The sequence below is a fragment of the Variovorax sp. MPBD4-3 genome, from assembly GCF_058809745.1.
On the sequence record NZ_JBXASW010000010.1, the window covers coordinates 1 to 22,627 of the forward strand.

The 22,627-nt window shown below is 66.6% G+C and carries 26 protein-coding genes; 16 read left to right on the top strand and 10 right to left on the bottom strand.

All coding sequences use genetic code 11. The annotated features are described in order from the left end of the window. The first annotated feature begins 39 nt into the window (after window positions 1–39). The 5 genes from AC1RVW_RS08240 to AC1RVW_RS08260 are packed head-to-tail and all read left to right on the top strand — an operon-like array spanning window position 40 to window position 4,073. Entirely contained in the window at window positions 40–963 is a 924-nt protein-coding gene (locus AC1RVW_RS08240; protein WP_198086576.1) for an ABC transporter permease, read from the top strand. 2 nt (window positions 964–965) lie between these two features. Further along, a complete protein-coding gene (locus tag AC1RVW_RS08245; protein WP_493199214.1) occupies window positions 966–1,421 on the top strand; it encodes a hypothetical protein in 456 nt (151 codons plus the stop codon). A 9-nt stretch (window positions 1,422–1,430) separates the two neighbouring features. Beyond that, a complete protein-coding gene (locus tag AC1RVW_RS08250) occupies window positions 1,431–1,904 on the top strand; it encodes a hypothetical protein (protein WP_493199216.1) in 474 nt (157 codons plus the stop codon). Between the two features lie 28 nt (window positions 1,905–1,932). Then, window positions 1,933–3,213 (top strand): amidohydrolase family protein, encoded by a 1,281-nt coding sequence (locus AC1RVW_RS08255; RefSeq protein WP_493199218.1) that lies wholly within the window; start codon window positions 1,933–1,935, stop codon window positions 3,211–3,213. Between the two features lie 14 nt (window positions 3,214–3,227). After that, window positions 3,228–4,073: an alpha/beta hydrolase gene (locus AC1RVW_RS08260; protein WP_493199220.1), complete on the top strand. Its 846-nt coding sequence runs from the start codon at window positions 3,228–3,230 to the stop codon at window positions 4,071–4,073. Here the strand turns inward: AC1RVW_RS08260 and AC1RVW_RS08265 are convergent. From AC1RVW_RS08265 to icd, 7 genes are all read right to left on the bottom strand, one after another. Next, the gene (locus AC1RVW_RS08265; RefSeq protein WP_493199222.1) at window positions 4,026–4,622 is read right to left on the bottom strand and encodes a GNAT family N-acetyltransferase; all 597 of its coding nucleotides are present in this window, start codon (window positions 4,620–4,622) and stop codon (window positions 4,026–4,028) included. The two genes, AC1RVW_RS08260 and AC1RVW_RS08265, sit on opposite strands and share 48 nt — an antisense overlap. 72 nt (window positions 4,623–4,694) lie before the next feature. Then, window positions 4,695–5,423 (bottom strand): CatB-related O-acetyltransferase, encoded by a 729-nt coding sequence (locus tag AC1RVW_RS08270; RefSeq protein WP_493199224.1) that lies wholly within the window; start codon window positions 5,421–5,423, stop codon window positions 4,695–4,697. A gap of 41 nt (window positions 5,424–5,464) precedes the next feature. After that, window positions 5,465–6,904 carry an exodeoxyribonuclease I gene (gene sbcB, locus AC1RVW_RS08275; RefSeq protein WP_493199226.1) on the bottom strand — a complete coding sequence of 480 codons (1,440 nt, stop codon included), beginning with the start codon at window positions 6,902–6,904 and terminating at the stop codon, window positions 5,465–5,467. Continuing rightward, window positions 6,905–8,350 carry a cardiolipin synthase gene (cls, locus tag AC1RVW_RS08280; RefSeq protein ID WP_493199228.1) on the bottom strand — a complete coding sequence of 482 codons (1,446 nt, stop codon included), beginning with the start codon at window positions 8,348–8,350 and terminating at the stop codon, window positions 6,905–6,907. Between the two features lie 115 nt (window positions 8,351–8,465). Next, on the bottom strand, window positions 8,466–10,787 hold the full coding sequence (gene clpA, locus AC1RVW_RS08285) for an ATP-dependent Clp protease ATP-binding subunit ClpA (RefSeq protein WP_493199230.1): 2,322 nt from the start codon (window positions 10,785–10,787) through the stop codon (window positions 8,466–8,468). A 67-nt stretch (window positions 10,788–10,854) separates the two neighbouring features. Continuing rightward, a complete protein-coding gene (gene clpS, locus AC1RVW_RS08290; protein ID WP_042674481.1) occupies window positions 10,855–11,214 on the bottom strand; it encodes an ATP-dependent Clp protease adapter ClpS in 360 nt (119 codons plus the stop codon). A gap of 242 nt (window positions 11,215–11,456) precedes the next feature. Further along, the gene (gene icd / locus AC1RVW_RS08295; RefSeq protein ID WP_081270366.1) at window positions 11,457–12,716 is read right to left on the bottom strand and encodes an NADP-dependent isocitrate dehydrogenase; all 1,260 of its coding nucleotides are present in this window, start codon (window positions 12,714–12,716) and stop codon (window positions 11,457–11,459) included. 220 nt (window positions 12,717–12,936) lie between these two features. Here icd and AC1RVW_RS08300 point away from each other — a divergent pair, with 220 nt between their 5' ends. The 3 genes from AC1RVW_RS08300 to AC1RVW_RS08310 all read left to right on the top strand — a co-directional run bounded on the left by AC1RVW_RS08300 (window position 12,937) and on the right by AC1RVW_RS08310 (window position 14,166). Beyond that, window positions 12,937–13,260, top strand: a complete 324-nt coding sequence (locus AC1RVW_RS08300) for a cell envelope biogenesis protein TolA (RefSeq protein ID WP_081270367.1) — start codon at window positions 12,937–12,939, stop codon at window positions 13,258–13,260. A 154-nt stretch (window positions 13,261–13,414) separates the two neighbouring features. After that, window positions 13,415–13,606, top strand: coding sequence for a hypothetical protein (locus AC1RVW_RS08305; protein ID WP_081270368.1), 192 nt, complete (start codon window positions 13,415–13,417; stop codon window positions 13,604–13,606). A 101-nt stretch (window positions 13,607–13,707) separates the two neighbouring features. Next, entirely contained in the window at window positions 13,708–14,166 is a 459-nt protein-coding gene (locus AC1RVW_RS08310) for a DUF192 domain-containing protein (RefSeq protein ID WP_106934673.1), read from the top strand. A gap of 69 nt (window positions 14,167–14,235) precedes the next feature. Here AC1RVW_RS08310 and AC1RVW_RS08315 read toward each other — a convergent pair whose 3' ends face one another. Together AC1RVW_RS08315 and xseA are read right to left on the bottom strand one after the other, a co-directional pair. Continuing rightward, window positions 14,236–14,817, bottom strand: a complete 582-nt coding sequence (locus AC1RVW_RS08315; protein WP_493199234.1) for a superoxide dismutase — start codon at window positions 14,815–14,817, stop codon at window positions 14,236–14,238. Between the two features lie 49 nt (window positions 14,818–14,866). After that, window positions 14,867–16,180 (bottom strand): exodeoxyribonuclease VII large subunit, encoded by a 1,314-nt coding sequence (gene xseA / locus AC1RVW_RS08320; RefSeq protein WP_493199380.1) that lies wholly within the window; start codon window positions 16,178–16,180, stop codon window positions 14,867–14,869. 313 nt (window positions 16,181–16,493) lie between these two features. Here xseA and AC1RVW_RS08325 point away from each other — a divergent pair, with 313 nt between their 5' ends. The 6 genes from AC1RVW_RS08325 (at window position 16,494) to adk (ending at window position 20,325) form a co-directional block, all read left to right on the top strand. Continuing rightward, window positions 16,494–17,126 (top strand): MotA/TolQ/ExbB proton channel family protein, encoded by a 633-nt coding sequence (locus AC1RVW_RS08325; protein ID WP_081270371.1) that lies wholly within the window; start codon window positions 16,494–16,496, stop codon window positions 17,124–17,126. 19 nt (window positions 17,127–17,145) lie between these two features. Then, the gene (locus AC1RVW_RS08330) at window positions 17,146–17,571 is read left to right on the top strand and encodes an ExbD/TolR family protein (RefSeq protein WP_081270387.1); all 426 of its coding nucleotides are present in this window, start codon (window positions 17,146–17,148) and stop codon (window positions 17,569–17,571) included. Beyond that, a complete protein-coding gene (gene lpxK / locus AC1RVW_RS08335; RefSeq protein WP_493199237.1) occupies window positions 17,572–18,597 on the top strand; it encodes a tetraacyldisaccharide 4'-kinase in 1,026 nt (341 codons plus the stop codon). Continuing rightward, window positions 18,578–18,760 carry a Trm112 family protein gene (locus AC1RVW_RS08340; RefSeq protein WP_007836935.1) on the top strand — a complete coding sequence of 61 codons (183 nt, stop codon included), beginning with the start codon at window positions 18,578–18,580 and terminating at the stop codon, window positions 18,758–18,760. Before lpxK ends, AC1RVW_RS08340 begins: the two co-directional genes overlap by 20 nt. Further along, window positions 18,757–19,530 carry a 3-deoxy-manno-octulosonate cytidylyltransferase gene (kdsB, locus tag AC1RVW_RS08345; protein ID WP_409195384.1) on the top strand — a complete coding sequence of 258 codons (774 nt, stop codon included), beginning with the start codon at window positions 18,757–18,759 and terminating at the stop codon, window positions 19,528–19,530. Before AC1RVW_RS08340 ends, kdsB begins: the two co-directional genes overlap by 4 nt. A 138-nt stretch (window positions 19,531–19,668) precedes the next feature. After that, window positions 19,669–20,325: an adenylate kinase gene (adk, locus tag AC1RVW_RS08350; RefSeq protein ID WP_493199240.1), complete on the top strand. Its 657-nt coding sequence runs from the start codon at window positions 19,669–19,671 to the stop codon at window positions 20,323–20,325. Between the two features lie 34 nt (window positions 20,326–20,359). On the opposite strand, the gene AC1RVW_RS08355 is transcribed toward adk, so the two are convergent. Continuing rightward, window positions 20,360–21,322, bottom strand: a complete 963-nt coding sequence (locus tag AC1RVW_RS08355) for an asparaginase (protein WP_493199242.1) — start codon at window positions 21,320–21,322, stop codon at window positions 20,360–20,362. Window positions 21,323–21,395: 73 nt separating this feature from the next. Here AC1RVW_RS08355 and lexA point away from each other — a divergent pair, with 73 nt between their 5' ends. Further along, the gene (gene lexA, locus AC1RVW_RS08360; RefSeq protein ID WP_013541704.1) at window positions 21,396–22,079 is read left to right on the top strand and encodes a transcriptional repressor LexA; all 684 of its coding nucleotides are present in this window, start codon (window positions 21,396–21,398) and stop codon (window positions 22,077–22,079) included. A 129-nt stretch (window positions 22,080–22,208) separates the two neighbouring features. Beyond that, window positions 22,209–22,571, top strand: a complete 363-nt coding sequence (locus AC1RVW_RS08365; RefSeq protein ID WP_081270376.1) for a hypothetical protein — start codon at window positions 22,209–22,211, stop codon at window positions 22,569–22,571. Window positions 22,572–22,627: the final 56 nt, after the last annotated feature.

Genomic DNA, 22,627 nt, shown 5'->3' on the forward strand with positions numbered 1-22,627 from the left:
ACCCCAGCCCTCCCCCGGAAGGGGAGGGAGAAACACGCAATGACCGACCTGCTCGACATCCTCGCCAACCCCGCCTTCTGGGTCGCGGTGCTGCGCATCGCCACCCCGCTGATCCTCGGCACGCTCGGCGTGCTGCTGTGCGAGCGCGCGGGCGTGCTCAACCTCGGCATCGAAGGGATCATGGTTGCGGGCGCCTTCACCGGCTGGCTCGCGGTGTATGCCGGCGCGCCGCTGTGGGTGGGCGTCGGCGTGGCCGCGCTCACCGGCATGGTGTTCGGCCTGCTGCATGCCTTTCTGACCGTGGGACTCGCGCTTTCGCAGCACGTGTCGGGGCTGGGCATCACGCTGCTGGCGACCGCGCTCAGCTACTTCGGCTACCGCGTGAGCTTTCCCAAGGTGAACACACCGCCGACGATCACGCCCTTCGCGCCGATGGACTGGCTGCCGGTGCCCATCCTCAACGCGCAGACCGCGCTCACGCTGTTCGCGCTGCTGCTGGTGCCGGTGGTGGGCTGGGTGCTGTACCGCACGCCGCTCGGGCTGGCGCTGCGCATGGCCGGCGAGAACCCGCAGGCGGCCGAGAGCCAGGGCGTGTCGGTCGCGGCCACGCGCACCGGCGCCATCGTCGCCGGCTCGGCGCTGATGGGCATGGCGGGCTCCTTCCTCACGCTGTCGGCCTTCAACGCCTTCTTCTTCAACATGGTCAACGGGCGCGGCTGGATCTGCGTGGCGCTGGTGGTGTTCGCCTCGTGGCGGCCGGGCAAGGCACTGCTGGGCGCGCTGCTGTTCGCGTTCTTCGACGCGCTGCAGTTGCGGCTGCAACAATCGGGCGACGCCGTGCTGCCCTACCAGCTGTACCTGATGCTGCCGTACCTGCTGTCGATCCTGGCGCTGGTGCTGGTGGCACGCAAGGCCAGCTATCCGCAGGCACTGATGAAGCCCTACCGCAAGGGAGAACGTTGACGATGACCGCAGCTTCCGCCATCCGAACCCGGTTGCTCGCCGCCCTGCTGGCCGTGTGCGGCGGCGCACATGCGCTGGGAGCCGACATCACCTACGAGAACTTCAAGACGCCCGACGCGGTCAACTGGGTGCAGCTGTGCGGCACCTGGGACAACGACCACCAGGGCGTGTACCGGGTGATCCACGCCGAGCAGTTCGCGCAGTCGTTCCTGTACGTGCAATGGATGAAACGCGATGCCGAAGGCAGCCTGCAGGCCGCGCACACCGTGTCCATCGCGGAACTCGACAACGACCACGCGGAGATCGGCCTGTCGGAGCTCACCTGCCGGGCCACGCCGCGCGGCATCGTGGTGACGGCAAAGGCCAGTTCGGGGCACGACGACAAGCTGCGCCGCGTGACCATCGAGGTCGGGCCCAGGCCGGGGCAGTATCTGTTCCGGGCGCAGCGCACCCGCTAGGCCCGGCCCATGACGCCGCCCCTGGCACTCGACGCCGCGACCGGCCGCATCGAAGCCTTCGGAGCCGTCATCGACGCGGACAGCCGTGCAGACGATCTTCCACCCCTTTTCCTGAAGACCTGGCAGATGGTGACCGTGGAAGGCCGGCAGGTGGAATGCGTGTTCGCCACTGCCGGCGACACGACTACCGACCGGAAGGCCATCGAACTGACCCTTCGCTTCGAGCAGGAACAACTGGCCAGCGCCTTCATCACGCTCACGCCGCATCGCCACCGCAGCCTGGATTCGGAAGCCTTCCATGCCAGCGCCGACGAGCGCTACCGTTTTCACGAGCGCTGGCTGGCATCGGCCGGCGTACCGCGCCAGCCGGCCACGTTTTACTGGGGCGAAACCGGCGTGGCGCGCGACCGCAGCGAAAACGTGCACATCTATCTTCACTGGACGCCGCGGCGCGTGCCTGGAGAAGGCGGCGACGGAAAATAGCCCCGATCGATTCAAAAAGGCCCCCACGATGCTCGACCTCCTCATCACCAACGCCACCCTCCCCGACGGCCGCACCGGCATGTCGATCGCCGTGCAGGACGGCTGCATCGCCGAAGTCACCGAGGGCCTGGACGCTCCCGCGCACGAGAAGCTCGATGCGCAGGGCATGCTGCTCGCGCCGCATTTCGTCGATCCGCATTTCCATATGGACGCCACGCTGAGCTACGGCCTGCCGCGCGTCAACCAGAGCGGCACGCTGCTCGAAGGCATTGCGCTCTGGGGCGAACTGAAGCCGCTGCTCACGGCGGAGGCGCTGATCGAGCGCGCGCTGGCCTACTGCGACTGGGCCGTGGCCAAGGGGCTGCTGGCGGTGCGCTCGCATGTGGACACCAGCGACCCGAGCCTGCTCGCGGTCGATGCATTGCTGGAGGTCAAGCGCCAGGTGGCGCCCTACCTCGATCTGCAACTGGTGGCCTTCCCGCAGGACGGCGTGCTGCGCTCGCCCGGCGGCGTCGAGAACCTGGAGCGCGCGCTCGACAAGGGCGTGGACGTGGTCGGCGGCATTCCCCATTTCGAGCGCACCATGGCCGACGGCGCCGCCAGCGTGAAGCTGCTGTGCGAAATGGCGGCCGAGCGCGGCAAGCTGGTCGACATGCATTGCGACGAGTCCGACGACCCGCTGTCGCGCCACATCGAGACGCTGGCCTTCGAGGCGCAGCGCTTGGGCATGCAAGGCCGCGTGACGGGCTCGCACTGCACCTCGATGCACTCGATGGACAACTACTATGTGAGCAAGCTGCTGCCGCTGATCGCGCAGAGCGGCGTGGCAGTCATCTCCAATCCGCTGATCAACATCACGCTGCAGGGCCGCCACGACAGCTACCCCAAGCGCCGCGGCATGACGCGCGTGCCCGAGCTGATGGCCGCCGGCGTGAACGTCGCCTTCGGCCACGACTGCGTGATGGACCCGTGGTACGGCATGGGTTCGGGCGACATGCTCGAGGTGGCGCACATGGGCCTGCACGTGGCGCAGATGACCAGCCAGGCCGGCATCCGCCAGTGCTTCGAGGCGGTGACGACGAATGCGGCGCGCGTGATGCACCTGCAGGGCTACGGCATCGAGGCCGGCTGCGACGCGAGCTTCGTGCTGCTGCAGGCGCGCGACCCGGTCGAGGCCATCCGCCTGCGCGCCACGCGGCTCAAGGTATTCCGCAAGGGCCGGCTGGTGGCGCAGACGCCGGCCGCCACCGCCACGCTGCATCTGCCGGGGCGCGGCGGCGAGACCGGCTGGATGATCCCGAAAGCCTGATCGGGCGCTTTCCCATGAAGCGCTTTCTGCCGTACTGCATCGCCTGGTTGCTGGCACTGGCGCTTGCCCCCGCATTGGCGCAGCCCGACGTTCGCCGGCTGGCCGACCTGCCCTACGGCCCCGACGCGGCGCAGCGCATGGACGTGTACCTGCCGCCGAACGCGCACGGTGCGCCGATGCTCGTGATGGTCCACGGCGGCGCCTGGATGTTCGGCAAGAAAGACGCCGCCTCGGTGGTGGATCTCAAGGTCGATCACTGGGTGCGTGCGCAGGGCTACATCCTGGTGTCGGTGGCCTACCGCTTCGTGCCGCAGGTCGATGTGATGCAGCAGGCGCAGGACGTGGCGCGTGCGGTGGCCGCTGTGCAGGCCGGCGCGGCTTCATGGGGCGGCGACGCGGGCCGGCTCGTGCTCATGGGACATTCGGCGGGCGCGCACCTGGTCGCGCTGCTGAGCGCATCGCCCGGCATCGCGCGGCAACAGGGCGCGCAGCCCTGGCTGGGCGCTATCGCGCTCGACAGCGCCGCGCTCGACACCGCGGCCCTGATGCAGCGGCGCCACCTGCCCTTCTACGACCGCGTGTTCGGCAGCGACCCGGCCTTCTGGCGCAGCGTGTCGCCGACCGATGCACTGGCGCCCGGCGCGCCGCCGATGCTGCTGGTGTGCTCGACGCAACGCCGCGACGGCTCCTGCACGCAGGCCGCTCAGTTCGCGGCACGCGTCACGGCCAAGGGCGGACGCGCGCAGGTGCTACCTGAAGACCTGTCGCACGCGCAGATCAACGCCGAACTCGGCCTGCCCGGCGCCTACACCTCAGCGGTGGACGCCTTCATTGCCTCGGTCGACCGGCGGCCCCGCTGAGGCGGGCGGCGCCAGGTCGCACCACATGTGGACCTTGCCGAGCAGTTCGCCATCGACGTCGATGGCCAGCGGCTCCACGCCGAAGGTGCGGAAGCCGCAGTCTTCGTACAGCTTTTGCGCCGCGTCGTTGCCTTCGGTGACGGTGAGCTGCACCAGCCGCAGGCCGTCGCGGGCCCGCGCGTGGTCGAGCAAGGCGAGCACCAGCCGGCGGCCGAAGCCCGAACGGCGCGCCGACGCGGCCACGGTCATGCCGAACAGGGTGGCCTTGTGGCGCTCCCGGTTTCGCACGCCGAAGGCGAGCCCCGCCGCGCCTGCCAGCATGCCGGTGTCGTCGAATGCGCCGTAGACCACGCTGGCCTCCGTCGCATCAGCAATGGCGCCGAGCCGCTCTTCCCACCAACTCAGCGGCAGGCCTTCGCGCTCCTGAACGGTGGAAGTGAAGGCGCTGGGGTGGCTGGCATAGGCATCCAGCATCACGGCACGGTAGGCCGCCGCATCGGAGACCGTGAGCCGGCGAACGAGGTTTCTATCCTTGTCGGAAGCGGACACAGGCGGATTGCCTTTCATGCAGCACCACGCGCTTCGACGGTTCGCGCCCCACTTCGCCCGATGCGCCGCGCATCACTCCACCCGCACCACGAGCGGCCGCGCCTGGCCTTCCTTGGCCGGGGTGCCGTGCTCCAGCACGCGCCAGCCCGGGCTCCACCGCACCACCCGCCCTTCGGCCACGGCGGCTTCGAGCAGGGTCTGCGCCTCTTCGGGCTTGCGCCAGTCGAGTGTGAGGTGGCGCAGGTCCCAGTCCCACCACGGGCAGGCCTGGATGCGCTCGATGAGCGCGTCGGAAAAGCGGCGGCGGATCATGCGCGCGGGCACACCGCCCATCACGGCGAACGGCAGCACGTCCTTGGTCACGACCGAGCCCGCTCCGATGATCGCGCCGTCGCCGATGGTCAGGCCGCTCTTCATGCTCACGCGCGAGCCGATCCACACGTCGTTGCCGATCACCGTCCGTTCGAGCTGCGGGTACTCGTGCGTGGACACATGGCTGAACGGCGGCGGAAAGAACGGCTGGTGCGACACCGGGTGCGTCGTCAGCCAGTCCGACGGGTGCTGGGTCAACACGTTCAGGTTGTCGCCGACCGAGCAGTAGCGCCCCATGCGGAACTGGTGCAGCTGCACCAGCGGCGCGACGTAGGAGTACGCCCCCATCGACACGCCGTGGGTATGCACGTTCACGAACAGCCGCACCGGCGGCTCGAAGCGAAACGGCAGCGCCACCATCGCGCCGGTGGCGAGGAACAGGCCGTATTCCTCCAGGGCGGTAGACAGCTCGGGATTGATTTGCAGCATGGTTCGTTCGTTCTTCCGTTCGATCGGCCTGCGGGCCTCGGTCAGGCTTCCGGCGCGATCGCCTCTGCGTATTCGTAGAGGGCGCCGAGGATCTCCTCGCCGCGCTCGTCGGCGTTCTCGGAGAGCGCATCGACCTCGCTGAACAGCATCTCGATGGTGCGCGCCCCGCCCTCGCCCTTGAAGAGCTTTGCCACGCGCAGGGCTTCCCAGCGCTCGTTCTCTTCTTCGCTCAGCAGCTCGGGCCAGTTGCGCGCGCGGTAGCGGAACAGGATCTCGTCGAGCCGGCCGTCGTCGAAGCCGGTGCGGTCCTTGGCCAGCTCCTCGGGCGACAGGCTGCGCAGCTGGTTCAGGCGGCGGCGGTCTGCATTGCCGACGAAACCGCCGTAGAGGTCTTCGTCGACATCGGGCGTGTCTTCCTTCGGTCGGGCATAGACCTTCGACCAGATGGCGCTCATGTCGGGCAGGTCGCGCGCGATGGCGGCGTGGCGCATGGCTGCATCGAGGTCGACACCCCAGCGCTCGGCCATGGGCGGGGCCAGCGTGCGCAGGTTGCCGACCACCATCGGCGACTTGTTCAGGTGGATGCCCTTCACGGGCAGGCGCACCACGCCCTCGGGCAGGTCGGCCGTGCGGGTGAACAGGCGCAGGCGAAGGGTGTCGGCGTCGATGTCGCGCAGCTCGCTCGGGTCGTGGGCCAGGTCCCAGGCCAGCAGTTCGTTCTTGTTGGTCGGGTGGCTTGCCAGCGGCCACATCACGGCCAGGCAGCCGCGCTCGACCGGGAACATGCCCGAAACGTGCAGGAAGGGCTTGGCGGTCTCGCGCATCGCGGGCAGCCCCAGCTCGACGGCCACGCGGTCCTTCTTGTGCAGGCCGAAGGCGAAGTCGAACAGCTTGGGCTGCCTGTCGCGGATCAGCCGCGCCAATGCGATGGTGGCGCGCACGTCGGAGAGCGCGTCGTGCGCCGACTCGTGCAGCAGGCCGTTGGCGCGCGCCAGGTCTTCGAGCTTGAAGCTGGGCTTGCCGTCTTCCTTCTTCGGCCATTCGATGCCGTCGGGCCGCAGCGCGTAGGTGAGGCGCACCACGTCGAGCAGATCCCAGCGGCCGCAGTCGTTCTGCCATTCGCGCGCATAGGGGTCGATCAGGTTGCGCCAGAACAGGAAGCGCGTGACCTCGTCGTCGAAACGGATGGTGTTGTAGCCGACGCCGATGGTGCCCGGCTGCGAGAAGGCGCGCTCGATATGGCCGGCGAATTCATGCTCGGGAATGCCGCGCTCCAGGCACACCTGCGGCGTGATGCCGGTGATCAGGCAGGCCTCGGGGCTGGGCAGGTAGTCCGGCGCGGGCTTGCAATAGATCATCAGAGGCTCGCCGACTTCGTTGAGCTCGGCATCGGTGCGGATGGCCGCGAACTGCGAGGGGCGGTCGCGGCGCGGCACCGCGCCGAAGGTTTCGTAGTCGTGCCAGAGAAAGGTGTGGTTCATTCAGAGCAAGGGTGAAAACAGGCGCGCAATCGCATCGCCGAGGCGGCGCCAGAAGCCCAGGCGCCGGTTGGCGCGTACCGCGCCGGAACTGTGCAGGTCGGTCTCGAACTGCGCCGCCAGCGGGCCGGCCAGTTCCGGACCATAGACCACGGCGCAGACCTCGAAGTTGAGCCGGAAGCTGCGGTTGTCGAAATTCGCGGTGCCGATCATCGCGCAATGGTCGTCGACCACCAAGGTCTTGGAATGCAGCATGCGGGCCTTGTACTCCCACACCTTCACGCCGGCGGCGATGAGTTCGTCGAAATAGGAGCGCGCGGCGGCGCTCACGATGGCCGAGTCGCTGCGGCGCGGCACCAGCAGGCGCACGTCGACGCCGCGCAGCGCGGCGCTGGTGAGCGCCATGAGCGCGGGCTCGCCGGGCACGAAATACGGCGTGGTCAGCCAGGCCCGGTGCGTGGCCGAATGGATGGCTTCGACGTGCATGCGGTGGATGGCTTCGAGCGCGTTGTCGGGGCCGCTGGTGACGATCTGCACGGGAATGTTGCCGGCCTCGAGCTGCGGGAGCATCGCGTCCAGGGCGTCGTCCATGCCGCGCGGGTCTTCGCCGGTGGCGTAGGTCCAGTCCTCGAGGAAGGTGGTCTGCAGCCAGCGCACCGCGCTGCCCTCGATGCGCAGGTGCACGTCGTGGTAGGCGTCGGGGTTGGTGCGCTTGTCTTCCTCGTCGGTGATGTTCACGCCGCCCGTGAAGCCGACCCGGCCGTCGCACACCACGATCTTGCGGTGGGTGCGGTAGTTGGTCACCGGGCGCAGGCGGCGGCCGATCTTGGTGTCGTGGAACAGCGCCACCTTCACGCCGGCCTCGTGCAGCGGCGCCATGAACTTGCGGCCGATGCGCTTGGAGCCGAGCGCATCGATCAGCAGGCGCACCGTCACGCCCTGCCTTGCGCGCTCGACCAGCAGGTCGCGCAGCGCGGTGCCGATCCTGTCGGGCTCGAAGATGTAGTACTCGAGGTGGACGTGGTTCCGAGCGGCACGCACCGCCTCGAAGATCGCGTCGAAGGTACGCGCGCCGCCCGAGAGCAGCTCGACGCCGGCCGCGCTCGACACCGGCAGGCCACAGGTGGCCATGCCCAGCCTGGCCATCTGCTGCAGCGCGGGCGGCGCATTGTGTGCCGCGTCGCGCAGCCGGGCCACATCGGCCTGGGCGGAGGCGCCGGCGCGGCTGCGCAGGCGCTTGAGCCGCTGCTTGCTCAGGCGCTGCGGCCCGAGGAAGTAATAGACGACGAAGCCCGCGAACGGCAGCAGCGCCAGCGACAGGATCCAGCTCATGGTGGACACCGGCGCGCGCTTCTGCATCACGATCCAGACCGACAGCACGGCGATGTAGCCGCTCCATGCGAGGGAGAGGCCGGTTTTCCATTCGGGACTGAGGACGGGGAGGATCAAGGCTTCAAACGGTGGATGGATGCACGCGCCCAAAGAAAAAGGCCGGCAGCGCGATGCTACCGGCCTTTGGAGGCTGTTCCGTGGCCTCGTCGGCCACGGATTGCCTGCTGGGGTGTCAGCCTGCGGCGGTTTCCTCGGCCTCGGGCTTCGACTTGCCTTCCTTCTTGGGGAGCGGCTGGATGTCGAGCAGCACTTCGTCCTTGTCGTCGAGGTCGACTTCGAGGCGGCCACCGTCGGTCAGGCGACCGAAGAGCAGCTCGTCTGCCAGTGCACGACGGATCGTGTCCTGGATCAGGCGCTGCATCGGGCGGGCGCCCATCAGCGGATCGAAGCCCTTCTTCGCCAGGTGCTTGCGCAGCTTGTCGCTGAACGTGACTTCCACCTTCTTCTCGCTGAGCTGGGTTTCCAGCTGCAGCAGGAACTTGTCGACCACGCGCAGGATGATGTTCTCGTCCAGTGCCTTGAAGTTGACGATGGCGTCCAGCCGGTTGCGGAACTCGGGCGAGAACAGGCGCTTGATGTCGCCCATTTCGTCGCCCGCCTGGCGCGGGTTGGTGAAGCCGATGGTCGCCTTGTTCATGGTCTCGGCACCCGCGTTCGTCGTCATGATGATGATGACGTTGCGGAAATCGGCCTTGCGTCCGTTGTTGTCCGTCAGCGTGCCGTGGTCCATGACCTGCAGCAGCACGTTGAAGATGTCCGGATGCGCCTTCTCGATTTCGTCGAGCAGCAGCACAGCGTGCGGCTTCTTCGTGACGGCCTCGGTCAGCAGGCCGCCCTGGTCGAAACCGACGTAGCCCGGAGGCGCGCCGATCAGGCGGCTCACCGCATGGCGCTCCATGTACTCCGACATGTCGAAGCGGATCAGCTCGATGCCCATGATGTAGGCGAGCTGCTTCGCGGCTTCGGTCTTGCCGACGCCCGTGGGGCCGGAGAACAGGAACGAGCCGATCGGCTTGTCGCCCTTGCCCAGGCCCGAACGCGCCATCTTGACCGCCGAGGCGAGCACTTCGAGCGCCTTGTCCTGGCCGAACACCACGCTCTTGAGGTCGCGCTCGATGGTCTGCAGCTTGCTGCGGTCGTCGTTGCTGACGTTGGCCGGGGGAATGCGCGCGATCTTCGCCACGATTTCCTCGACTTCCGTCTTGCTGATGGTCTTCTTGCGCTTGCTCGGCGGCAGGATGCGCTGGGCGGCACCGGCTTCGTCGATGACGTCGATCGCCTTGTCGGGCAGGTGACGGTCATTGATGTACTTGGCGCTGAGCTCGGCCGCGGCCTGCAGGGCCGCCACCGCGTACTTCACGCCGTGGTGTTCCTCGAAGCGCGACTTCAGGCCCTTCAGGATGTCGACGGTCTCCTGCACCGACGGCTCGACCACGTCGACCTTCTGGAAGCGACGCGACAGCGCCGCGTCTTTTTCGAAGATGCCGCGATATTCGGTGAAGGTGGTTGCGCCGATGCACTTGAGCTGTCCGCTGGAGAGCGCCGGCTTGAGCAGGTTCGACGCATCGAGCGTGCCGCCCGAAGCCGCGCCCGCACCGATCAGCGTGTGGATCTCGTCGATGAACAGGATGGCGTTCGGCTTGTCCTTGAGCGACTTGAGCACGCCCTTCAGGCGCTGTTCGAAGTCACCGCGGTACTTGGTGCCGGCCAGCAGCGCGCCCATGTCGAGCGAGAACACGTTCGACTCGGCCAGGATTTCCGGCACGTCGCCCTGCGTGATGCGCCATGCGAGCCCCTCGGCGATCGCGGTCTTGCCCACGCCGGCCTCGCCGACGAGCAGCGGGTTGTTCTTGCGCCGGCGGCACAGGATCTGGATGACGCGCTCGACCTCGTACTCGCGGCCGATCAGCGGGTCGATCTTGCCGTCCTTGGCGAGCTGGTTGAGGTTCTGGGTGAACTGCTCGAGCGGCGATGCCTTCTCGTTGCGTTCGCTGCCGCCCTCTTCGCCCTCGCTCGAAGGCGCTTCGCCCGCGCCCTTGACGGCTTCCGGCGGATCGCTCTTCTTGATGCCGTGGGCAATGAAGTTGACCACGTCCAGGCGGGTCACGCCCTGCTGGTGGAGGTAATAGACGGCGTGCGAGTCCTTCTCACCGAAGATCGCAACCAGCACGTTGGCGCCGGTGACTTCCTTCTTGCCGTTGCCGGTGGACTGCACATGCATGATGGCGCGCTGGATGACGCGCTGGAAACCCAGGGTCGGCTGGGTGTCGACATCGTCGGTACCCGCCACCTGTGGCGTGTTGTCCTTGATGAAGTTGGTGAGCGACGCCCGAAGGTCGTCGACGTTGGCCGAGCAGGCGCGCAGAACTTCCGCGGCGCTCGGGTTGTCCAGCAAAGCGAGCAGCAAATGCTCCACGGTGATGAACTCGTGGCGCTGCTGCCGGGCCTCGACGAAGGCCATGTGCAAGCTGACTTCCAGTTCCTGGGCAATCATGTGATTTCCTTTTGCCTTGCTGTAAATAAGTTCTCAGATGGGTTGGAGCTTGCGCAATTCAACAGGTTCACGCAACAGGTTCGCTGACACATTGCAGCGGATGCCCTGCTTGCTGAGCGGCTTCCATCACCTGATTGACCTTGGTGGCCGCCATGTCGCGGGAATAGACCCCACAGACACCGCGGCCATCGAGGTGGATCTTGAGCATGATCTGGGTCGCGGTTTCGCGGTCCTTGCTGAAGTATTCCTGCAGCACGACGATCACGAACTCCATTGGCGTGTAGTCGTCGTTCAGCATCACCACCTGGTACATCTGGGGCGGCGCTGTTTTCTGCGGCCGGCGCTCCAGGACGACCGAATCTCCGTCATCCCCGGCCGGTTTCTGGGCCGGCGGGGTGCTGGGAGTTTTGGGAATTCTCGTTGCCATGAAAAAGATTCTATAGAGCGTGCAAGCACCGTGCCGGCGCATGAAGACTTGGTGGCGCATATTCGACAAATCAAGGGGCTTGCGCCGTGTGCGACAGCCCGGCAGGCATAAAAAAACGGCGCGCTGCTCGTCTTTCCTGATCTTTCCTGTATATCGCAAAGAAAAAGCCCCTGGATTCCTTTCGAAGATCCAAGGGCCCGACTGCCGTGTGCGCGAGGCCACGGCCTCCGCTTCTCGTGCAATTACATGTTGTCGATCATGACCTGGCCAAAGCCCGAGCAGCTCACCTGCGTGGCGCCGTCCATCAGGCGCGCGAAGTCGTAGGTGACCTTCTTGCTGGCGATGGACTTCTCCATCGAGCTGATGATCAGGTCGGCGGCTTCGGTCCAGCCCATGTGGCGCAGCATCATTTCGGCCGAGAGGATTTCGGAGCCGGGGTTGACGTAGTCCTTGCCCGCGTACTTGGGCGCCGTGCCATGCGTGGCCTCGAACATCGCGACGGTGTCGCTCAGGTTCGCGCCCGGGGCGATGCCGATGCCGCCGACCTGCGCAGCCAGGGCGTCGGACACGTAGTCGCCGTTGAGGTTGAGTGTGGCAATCACGCTGTACTCCGCGGGGCGCAGAAGGATCTGCTGCAGGAACGCGTCGGCAATGCTGTCCTTGACGGTGATGTCCTTGCCCGTCTTCGGATTCTTGAACTTCATCCACGGGCCGCCGTCGATCAGCTCGGCACCGAACTCCTTGGCGGCGAGGTTGTAGGCCCAGTCACGGAAGCCACCCTCGGTGAACTTCATGATGTTGCCCTTGTGGACGATGGTCACGCTGGGCTTGTCGTTGTCGATGGCGTACTGCAGCGCCTTGCGCACCAGGCGTTCGGTGCCTTCGATCGACACGGGCTTGACGCCGATGCCCGAGGTGTTCGGGAAACGGATCTTCTTGACGCCCATTTCGTCCTGCAGGAACTTGATGAGCTTCCTGGCCTTGTCGCTCTCGGCTTCGAACTCGATGCCCGCATAGATGTCTTCCGAGTTCTCGCGGAAGATCACCATGTTGGTCTTGTGCGGCTCGCGCACCGGGCTGGGCACACCCTCGAAATAGCGGATGGGGCGCAGGCAGACGTAGAGGTCGAGCTCCTGGCGCAGCGCGACGTTGAGCGAGCGGATGCCGCCGCCGACCGGCGTGGTGAGCGGGCCCTTGATGGAGATGACGTACTCGCGCACGGCCTGCAGCGTTTCTTCGGGCAGCCAGACGTCGGGGCCGTAGACCTTGGTCGACTTCTCGCCGGCGTAGACCTCCATCCAGTGGATCTTCTTCTTGCCGCCGTAGGCCTTGGCCACCGCGGCGTCCACTACCTTGAGCATCACCGGCGTGATGTCCAGTCCGGTCCCGTCGCCTTCGATGAAGGGGATGATCGGTTGGTCAGGCACATTGAGGGAGTTGTCAGCATTGACCGAGATCTTCTGGCCTTCGGTCGGGACTTTGATGTGCTGATAGCTGGACATGAGGGGGTTGGGCTCCGGGGGAGTGGCGTAATTTTGACGAGTGTCAGCGAATTCAGACAGCCGTGAGGAATCGCTTACAGGACGTGAACAAATCGCTGTACATTTTAGACGCAACCCATCAGCGAGGGTTTGTCAACCATCAGGCCAATGGCCTCGTTAGTGTCTGACCTTCTGCTCGCCGGGAGGCGTTTCCAATCAATTCTCGAATAGAGGAATCTCAATGAGCAAAATTCTCGCAGTCATGATCGCCGGCCTGTTTGCAGCTGGCGCTTACGCCCAAAACCCGGCTGGCACCACGCCCGAACAAGGGAACGCCACGAACAGCAAGTCGCAGCAACGTGCCGAAGCCAAGAAGGCTGCAAAGCCCGCCGGCCAAGTCAAGGCTGCTGCTGGCGACGAAGCCAAGACCCCCGAAGGCGGCGCCATCGGTGGCGACAAGGCTGCAGCTTCCGGCGAGAAGCGTGCTGAAACCCGCGACCAGCGTCGTCGCAACAAGGACGGCAGCGTCAAGCGCAAGTCGACCCAAGGCGGCACCCCGAAGTAATTCGGCAAGCCCACGAAAAAGGAGCGCTCTTCGGAGCGCTTTTTTTTCGCCCGCATCGGTCTCTTTGCTGTCAACCGCGCGGAACGGCCTTCGTTGAATGTCTACCTTCCGCAGGGAGGGCAATCCAGATCAACGAATTTCAAAGGATATCCTCATGAACAAGCTGCTCGCAGCCCTGGTCGCCGGTCTCTTCGCCGTCGGCGCTTTCGCTCAACAAGCCGAACCCACCACGGCTGCTCCGGCAGCCAAGGTTGCCAAGCATGCTTCCGCCAAGAAGCACGCAGCCAAGAAGCACAAGGTCCGCCACGTCGCCAAGGCCCACACGGCCGCTTCCAAGAAGGTGTAAGCTTTCAAGCTCACCGGCAATGCCCGCATCAGCGGGCATTTTCATTTGCATATCTGGTTGAGGCCGGACCTGCACGGTTCCCGCCCTGAAAGAGTCGTCCGATGTTCCAGCGTCTAGCCGCCCTGCTCCTCGTATCCGCGTCCTTCATGATGACGGCGCATGCCCAGCAGCAACCCCAGACCGATCTGCCGCGCACCCAGTTGTCGGTCGGCCTGTACAAGATCGATGCGCAGATTGCGCAGACCCCCCTGCAGCGCGAGATCGGCTTGATGTTCCGCAAGGAGATGCCGCAAGCCGAAGGCATGATCTTCGTGTTCGAGCAGCCTGCCACGCAGTGCTTCTGGATGCGCAACACGATCCTGCCGCTGACCGCCGCCTTCGTGGCCGACGACGGCCGTATCGTGAACCTGGTCGACATGCAGCCCATGACCGAGAACTCGCACTGCTCTCTGGAGCCGGTGCGCTACGTGCTCGAGATGAATCAAGGCTGGTTCGCCAAGAAGAACATCAAGAAGGGTGCGAAGCTCGGCGGAGAACTGTTCACAGCCAACAAGCGCTGAGTTCGTGCTGGCTTGAGCCCACAAAAAAGCCGACCCGCGGGTCGGCTTTCTTCATTGCAAGGCCAGGGCTCAGCCGAAGTTCTTCTCTGCGAATTCCCAGTTGGCCAGCTTGGCCAGGAAGGTCTCGACGAACTTCGGGCGCAGGTTGCGGTAGTCGATGTAGTAGGCGTGTTCCCAGACGTCAACGGTCAGCAGCGCGGTGTCCGCGGTGGTCAGCGGCGTGCCGGCGGCGCCGGTGTTCACGATGTCCACCGAACCGTCTGCCTTCTTCACCAGCCAGGTCCAGCCCGAGCCGAAGTTGCCCACGGCCGACTTCACGAAGGCTTCCTTGAAGGCATCGTAGCTGCCCCACTTGGCTTCGATGGCCTTGGCCAGCGCGCCGGTCGGTGCGCCGCCGCCTTGCGGCTTCATGCAGTTCCAGAAGAAGGTGTGGTTCCAGATCTGGGCCGCGTTGTTGTAGATGCCGCCGCTGGATTTCTTGACGATCTCCTCGAGCGTCATCGCTTCGAATTCGGTGCCCTTCTGCAGGTTGTTGAGGTTCACCACGTAGGCGTTGTGGTGCTTGCCGTAGTGGTACTCGAGGGTTTCCTTCGAATACTCGGGTGCCAGTGCGTCGAGTGCGTACGGCAGGGGTGGGAGCACATGTTCCATGGTTTTTTCTCGTGGGTTGGTTGTGGGAATCGTGGATTCTAGGAATTAATCATTGAGGTCGCGTCGGACGTGTTCCCGTGACACCGCCCGGAGAGACGGTCATGTCGACCTCTCCGTCGGCGAGCCTTGCGACGACCGCGTCGCCCGGTGCCAATTGCTTCGCGCTCACGACCGCACGTCCGTCGGCATCTGTGAGCCAGGCGTAGCCGCGTTGCAGGACCAATGCCGGATCGAGCAGCCTCAGCCGCAGCGCCATGCGCTCCAGCCGGTCATGGCGTTGGGTCACCGCTCTTTCGAGCTTCTGGGGAAAATCCGCGGCCAAGGCGCGCGGCGCATGCGCCAGGCGCTCGCGCCTCGATCGCATCGCGTATTGGAGGCGCTGTGCGTGGTGCACCAGCCGCAGTTGCTGGCGCGCCACGAGGTTCGACGGACGCCCGAGCCGCCCCGCCGCCTGGTCGAGCCGCTGTCCGAGCACATCCAGGCGGCCGCCCAGGGAATCGTCGAGCCGCTCTTCGAGCAGGTCGAGTGCGCCCAGCCACAGGTCACGCGGCGCGCTGACGAGTTCAGCCGCCGCGGTCGGCGTGGGCGCGCGCAGGTCGGCACAGAAATCGGCGATGGTGAAGTCGGTCTCGTGTCCCACGCCGCTGACCACGGGCACCGGGCTCTGCACGATCGTGCGCGCCAGGGCCTCGTCGTTGAATGCCCACAGGTCTTCGATCGAGCCGCCCCCGCGCACAAGCAGGATCACGTCGGCCGCCGGCTCGAGCGCGTAGAGCGAGTTCAGCGCGCGAACGAGTTCACCCGGCGCGTTCGCTCCCTGCACGGCGGCGGGCGCCAGCACCACCGGAATGTGCGGTACGCGGCGCCGCAGCGCCGTCACGACGTCATGCAGCGCCGCCGCGCCGAGCGACGTGACAACGCCCACCGAACGCGGCATGGCGGGCAAGGCACGCTTGCGCGCCGGGTCGAACAGTCCCTCGGCCTCCAGACGCGCCTTGCGCTGCATGAACTGCTCGAACAGGGCACCCTGCCCCGCGCGCCGCAAGCTCTCCACGACGAGTTGCAGATCGCCACGCGGTTCGTACACCGCGAGCCGGCCGCGCACCTCGACCTGGTCGCCGTCGCGGGGCGAAAAATCGAGCAGGCCGGCGGCGCGACGAAACATCGCACAGCGCAGTTGGCCCGATTCGTCCTTGAGGGCGAAGTAACAATGTCCACTTGAGGCGCGGGAAAAACCCGAGATTTCGCCGCGCACCGTCACCGGGTTGAAACGCGCGTCGAGCGCGTCGGCAACCGCATGGCACAAGGCGCCGACGGCCCAGACGCGCGGTCCTGGCGCGGAATTCATGTCACGCAAGCTCACGAAGTGCACGCTCGGCCAGATGCCACTCTTCCACAACGCGCGGCCCGCCCCCTGCTGCCAGCCCCCAATGCGGGACAGGTGCACGGTTTTCCGTGCAAGCCATTGATTTCATTGAAAAAAGTGCTGCTCAAAATTCAGTCGTTCTAGCGAAAAGCCCATTCCATGCGGGTTCGGACACGTTGCGCAGCAGGTTAGTCACAAAGTTATCCACAGAATCTGTGCGTCCTTGCCGACACCAAAACAAGGCGCGTGCCGATGGTGGGCTCAGTGGATAATCGCCGCGCATTTGCAGTCTACGGGCCGGAGGATTTTCTTGTTTTCCATCATAGTTGCCGCGGGTTGGCCGATCTGGCCCTTGCTCGCTTGTTCGGTCATTGCGCTCGCGCTGGTTATAGAACGTTTCACGAGTCTGAAGACCGTGAGGGTACTGCCGCCGAAGCTGCTCGACGAAACCATCACGGTGTCTCAGGGAGCCATTCCCGGCCCCGACGTGGTGACCAAGCTCGAACGCAACTCGATGCTCGGCCAGGTGCTCGCCGCCGGCCTGCGCGCGCTGAACGCCAACCCCCGCTGCACCGAAGACGACCTGCGCGCCGCCATGGAGGCCTCCGGCCGCACCGTGGCGCACAAGCTGGAGCGCTACCTGCCTGCCCTGGCCACCATCGCTTCCGCCGCCCCGCTGCTGGGCCTGCTGGGCACGGTGATCGGCATGATCGAGATCTTCGGCTCGCAGTCCCCCGGCAGCGGCGCCGTCGGCTCGGGCAACCCGGCGCAACTGGCGCACGGCATCTCGATCGCGCTGTACAACACGGCGTTCGGGCTGATCGTGGCGATTCCGACGCTCATTTTCTGGCGCTATTTCCGCAGCCGGGTCGACGAATACCTGCTGAACCTCGAGCTGTCGGGCGAGCGCTTCGCCCGCCATCTGAACGCCCTGCGCAAGTGACGCCATGACCCGAGGCCGCATGCAGTTCCGCCACGGTGCGCGCGACGAGCCGGAGATCAACCTGATCCCGTTCATCGACGTGCTGCTGGTGATCCTGATCTTCCTGATGCTGTCGACCACATACAGCAAGTTCACCGAAATGCAGCTTCGGCTGCCGACCGCGGACGTCGACGCGCAGCGCGACTATCCGAAGGAAGTGATCGTGGCGGTGTCGGCCGACGGCCGCTATTCGGTCAACAAGACGCCCCTGGCCGACCGCAACGTCGATGCCGTGGCCGCCGCGCTCGCCGCCGCGGCTACCGGCGGCAAGGACAGCGTGGTGATCATCAGCGCCGACGCGACCAGCCCGCACCAGGCCGTCGTCACGGTGATGGAGGCAGCACGCCGCGCCGGCCTGATGCAGATCACCTTCGCAGCCCAGTCGACGGCGCAAGCCGGGCGCTGAGTGCCGTCCGAAGGCCGCAGCAGCACGCAGGCGCCCGCCGCCTCGCGATTGCAGGAAGCGTGGCTGCGCCGCGGCCTGCTGGCCTGCCTGCTGTGGCCGCTGTCGGTGCTCTATGCAGCTCTCTTCGCCGTTCGGGGATGGCTCTATCGGCTCGGGTGGCTTAGGTCGGAGTGCGTGCCCGTGCCGGTGATCGTCGTCGGCAACGTGATCGCGGGCGGCGCCGGCAAGACGCCCGTGGTGATGGCGGTGGTGCGCCATCTGCGCGCGCGCGGCATCCAGGTGGGCGTGGTGTCCCGTGGCTACGGCCGGCGCACCGACGACTGCCGTGAAGCGACGGCCGACAGCGATCCCCGCGACGTCGGCGACGAGCCCGCCCTGATTCACCACGCCACGAAGGCCCCCGTGTTCGTCGCGCGCAGGCGCATCGAGGCGGCCCTTGCGCTGCTGGAGCGGCATCCCGGCACGCAAGTCATCGTCAGCGACGACGGGCTGCAACACCTGGCGCTCGGCCGCGACATCGAGATCTGCGTGTTCGACGACCGCGGCATCGGCAACGGCTGGCGCCTGCCGGCGGGCCCGCTGCGCGAGGCGTGGCCACGCCGCTGCGACCTGGTGCTGCACAGCGGCGAACACCCCGCATTCGCAGGCGGCTACACCGCCACGCGGCGCCTTGCGGACTACGCCCTCACGAGCGAGGGGCAGCGCGTGCCGTTGAGCACGCTGGCAGGCAAACCGGTGACCGCGCTCGCGGCCATCGCACGCCCGGAGGCCTTCTTCGCCATGCTCCGGGGCCGCGGCCTCACGCTCGCCGAAACCATCGCGCTGCCCGACCACTACGACTTCGACGCCTGGCAACACCCGGCCGGTGCGGGCGGCCCTCTCGTCTGCACCGAAAAAGACGCGGTCAAGCTGTGGCAAAAGGCACCCGGCGCGCTGGCGGTGCCACTGCTCTTCGCACCCGCTCCGGAATTCTTCACCGCGCTCGACGCAAAGCTATCATCGCTCGATGGATACCAAGCTGCTTGAACTGCTCGTCTGCCCCGTCACCAAGGGTCCGTTGACCTGGAACCCCGAAAAGCAGGAGCTCTGCTCGCGCAGCGCGCGCCTGGCCTACCCTGTGCGCGACGGCATTCCCGTGCTGCTGGAAAACGAGGCACGCACGCTTTCCGACGAAGAGCTCGGGCTGTGAGCTTCACGGTCCTGGTGCCGGCGCGCTTGGCGTCGACAAGGCTCCCCAACAAGCCCCTGGCCGACATCGCCGGCGTGCCGATGGTGGTGCGCGTGGCCCGGCGCGCCAGCGAGTCCGGTGCCGTGCGCGTGGTGGTGGCCGGCGACGACGTCTCGATCATCGATGCCTGCAAGGCGCACGGCGTCGATGCGATCCTGACCCGCCAGGACCACCCCAGCGGCACCGACCGGCTGGCCGAGGCCTGCGAGCAGCTCGGCCTCGATGGCGACGACATCGTCGTCAACGTGCAGGGCGACGAGCCCCTGATCGACCCGGCGCTGATCGATGCCGTGGCCTCCACGCTGGCCACCCATGCGGAGGCCGCCATGAGCACCGCGGCCCACGAGATCGATTCGCCGGCCGACTTCATGAATCCGAACGTGGTGAAGGCCGTGCTCGATGCACAGGGCAACGCCATGTACTTCAGCCGTGCGCCCATCCCCTGGTGGCGCGACGGTTCCGCCAACGGCGCCGCGCCCACGGTGCTGCCCACGCCAGCCCCCCTGCGCCACATCGGCATCTACGGCTACCGCGCAGGCTTCGTGCGCAAGTTTCCGTCGCTGCCGCCTTCGCCCGTCGAGGCGACCGAGGCGCTCGAGCAGTTGCGGGCGCTGTGGCACGGACACCGCATCGCCGTCCACGTGAGCCACGTGGCGCCCGGCCCGGGCATCGACACGCCCGAAGACCTGGCGCGCGTGCGCGCGGTCTTCGCCGCCGGCCCGACGGCCTGAGGGGCTCGACGTGCCTGTCGGGGCAGCGACAAATCCCGGGGAGCACGCGTGCTATCCTCGAAGCAACTCCGCCCTGCCCAAAGCCCCTGAAGCCGACGCCTGGCGCGACACAAAATCTAAGAACCGTCCGAGGACACCATGAGACTAATTTTGCTGGGCGCGCCCGGGGCGGGCAAAGGCACGCAAGCGGCCTTCATTTGCCAGAAGTACAGCATCCCCCAAATCTCGACCGGCGACATGCTGCGCGCCGCCGTCAAGGCCGGCACGCCGCTCGGGCTGCAGGCCAAGGCCATCATGGATGCAGGTGCACTGGTCAGCGACGACCTGATCATCAATCTCGTGAAGGAACGCATCGCCCAGGCCGATTGCGCCAGCGGCTTCCTGTTCGACGGCTTCCCCCGCACCATTCCGCAAGCCGACGCCATGAAGGCGGCGGGCGTCAAGCTCGACTACGTGCTCGAGATCGACGTGCCCTTCGGCGACATCATCGAGCGCATGAGCGGCCGCCGCTCGCACCCGGCTTCGGGCCGCACCTACCACGTCAAGTTCAACCCGCCCAAGGTGGAAGGCAAGGACGACGTCACCGGCGAAGACCTGATCCAGCGCGAGGACGACAAGGAAGAAACCGTGCGCAAGCGGCTCGACGTGTACAGCCAGCAGACGCGTCCGCTGGTCGACTACTACTCGGCCTGGGCCAAGACCGACCCGGCCGCCGCGCCGAAGTACCGCGCCATCAAGGGCGTGGGCACGGTCGATGAGATCACCCAGCGCGCACTCGCAGCGCTGAGCAGCTGATTGCCGGTCGCCCTCCGTCAGGGCGGCCACCACCTCACCCGAGCAAATCGAGCATCAGCGCGATGCGCGCCTTCACCGGCGTGAGCGTGCCCGCGTCCCGCAGGCGGTCATCGGCTGTCGGCAGGATGCGCCCGTTCATGCAGCGCGTCGCGCGAACCACCGCCACGCCCGCCTCCAGCGCCTTCAGCGCAGCCGCTTCGAGTGCGTGATGCAGCGTGCCGTTGCCGGTGGCGGCCAGCACCAGTCCACGGACCGGTTCGGCGCTGCCGGGCTGCAGCAGCGCCTCGACGACCGCACCGCTCGCGCCGGCATGGCTCATGACGATTTCCACACGAGGCCACTGGACGGCGGCCGCCTCGAAGATCTTCGAAGCCGGCAGCGCCCCGCCCTCGGGCCACGCCCTCACGCGGCGCACTTCACCTTCTTCCACATAGCCCACCACGCCTGCATCGCCTGATGCGAAGGCATCAAGCCTGTAGGTGTGAACTTTCTGCACGTCGGCGCCACTGTGCATCGCGCCGGCGCACACCACGGTCACCCCCTTCGCACCCGCTGCCAGAGCCACGCCGATGGCATCGCGCACGTTCTGCGGACCATCGGGCGACAGCGCGCTCGCCGGGCGCATGGCGCAGGTCAGCACCACAGGCTTCGCGCACGCCAGTACGGAATGCAGGAAGAAGGCCGTCTCCTCCAGCGTGTCGGTGCCGTGCGTGATCACCACGCCCGCCACGTCGGGCTCGGCCAGCCAGTGCGCGCAGCGCTGCGCGAGCTTTTGCCATGTCTCGAGGGACATGTCCTTGCTGTCCAGTTGCGCGACCTGCTCCGCCACCAGCGTCACGCCCTGGGGCGCCTCGATGCCGCCCAGAAGGTCCGCCACGCCCACCTGCCCCGCCGTGTAGCCGATGTTGTCGCCGCTGCTGGCGGCCTTGCCGGCGATGGTGCCGCCGGTACCCAGCACGACCACGCGGCGCAGTTCAGGCGAAGGGAAATCAGGCATGGCTTGTCAACTCTTTAAAACTGGTTAAAAATACAGGTACTGGATATCTAGCCAGTGCCGCAAGGAACCACATATGCAGTTCGCCGTGAAGCTTACAGCCCGCCAGCAGCAGATCCTGGACTTGATCCAGAGCGCCATCGCCCGAACCGGCGCGCCACCCACGCGCGCCGAAATCGCCAATGAACTCGGGTTCAAGTCGGCCAACGCGGCCGAAGAGCACCTGCAGGCACTGGCCCGCAAGGGTGTCATCGAACTCGTCAGCGGCACCTCGCGAGGCATCCGCCTCAAGGGCGACGCCCTGCGCTCGCTGAACGAAACGCGCCACCGCGAAGGCGGGCAGTTCTCGCTCTCGCTGCCCGGCATGGCGCAACTGGCACTGCCGCTCATCGGCCGCGTCGCCGCGGGCTCGCCCATCCTGGCGCAAGAGCACGTCGACCAGACCTACTACGTCGAGAACACACTGTTCCAGCGCCAGCCCGACTACCTGCTCAAGGTGCGCGGCATGTCCATGCGCGACGCCGGCATCATGGACGGCGACCTGCTCGCCGTGCAGGCCACCAAGGAAGCGCGCAACGGCCAGATCGTGGTGGCGCGCCTGGGCGACGAGGTCACCGTCAAGCGCCTGAAACGCAACAAGCAGGTCATCGAGCTGCACGCCGAGAACCCCGACTACCCGACCATCATCGTCCAGCCCGGCGAGCCCTTCGAGATCGAAGGCCTCGCCGTGGGCCTCATCCGCAACACCATGCTGATGTAGGCCTGCTGGCGGCAGCACTCACCCGGCCGCGACAGGTGGCGGGCGTATGGCGCGAAGTCGCCATCACCCTGTCGCGGCCGATTCAAGAAATCCTGCCTGTGTTCAACCTCATACTTTTTTGGAGTTCACATGGGAATCGCCCTCCTCGCCATCGCTGATTTCTGGATGCCGCTGCAATCGCTCGCCAACCGTTTGATTCCGGCACGCCGCCCCCATCGCCACACCCCGCTCGACCACAGCGAGAGTTCCGCCGGCCTGCGCTATGTCGCGGTGCGTCCGTCTTGCGGCGCGACGCCACCGGCGGCCGCAGCCACCGCGCCGGCGCGCCCGTTGCGCGTGGTGCGTGTGGTCGACGGAAAGGGCCAGCAGCGCAGCAACCGTGTCGTGATCTCCGGCCGCATGGACGACGTGTGCGCGGAGCTCGACCGTCTGGCGGCCCTCGAAGCGGCCGAAGCCATGGTCACCGCGCCCCGCTCCACACGCCTGCACTGAGGCGCGGCCCCCTGGGAGAGCCCGTCGGCAGTGGGTATCCAAACGTTCGGGGGTGC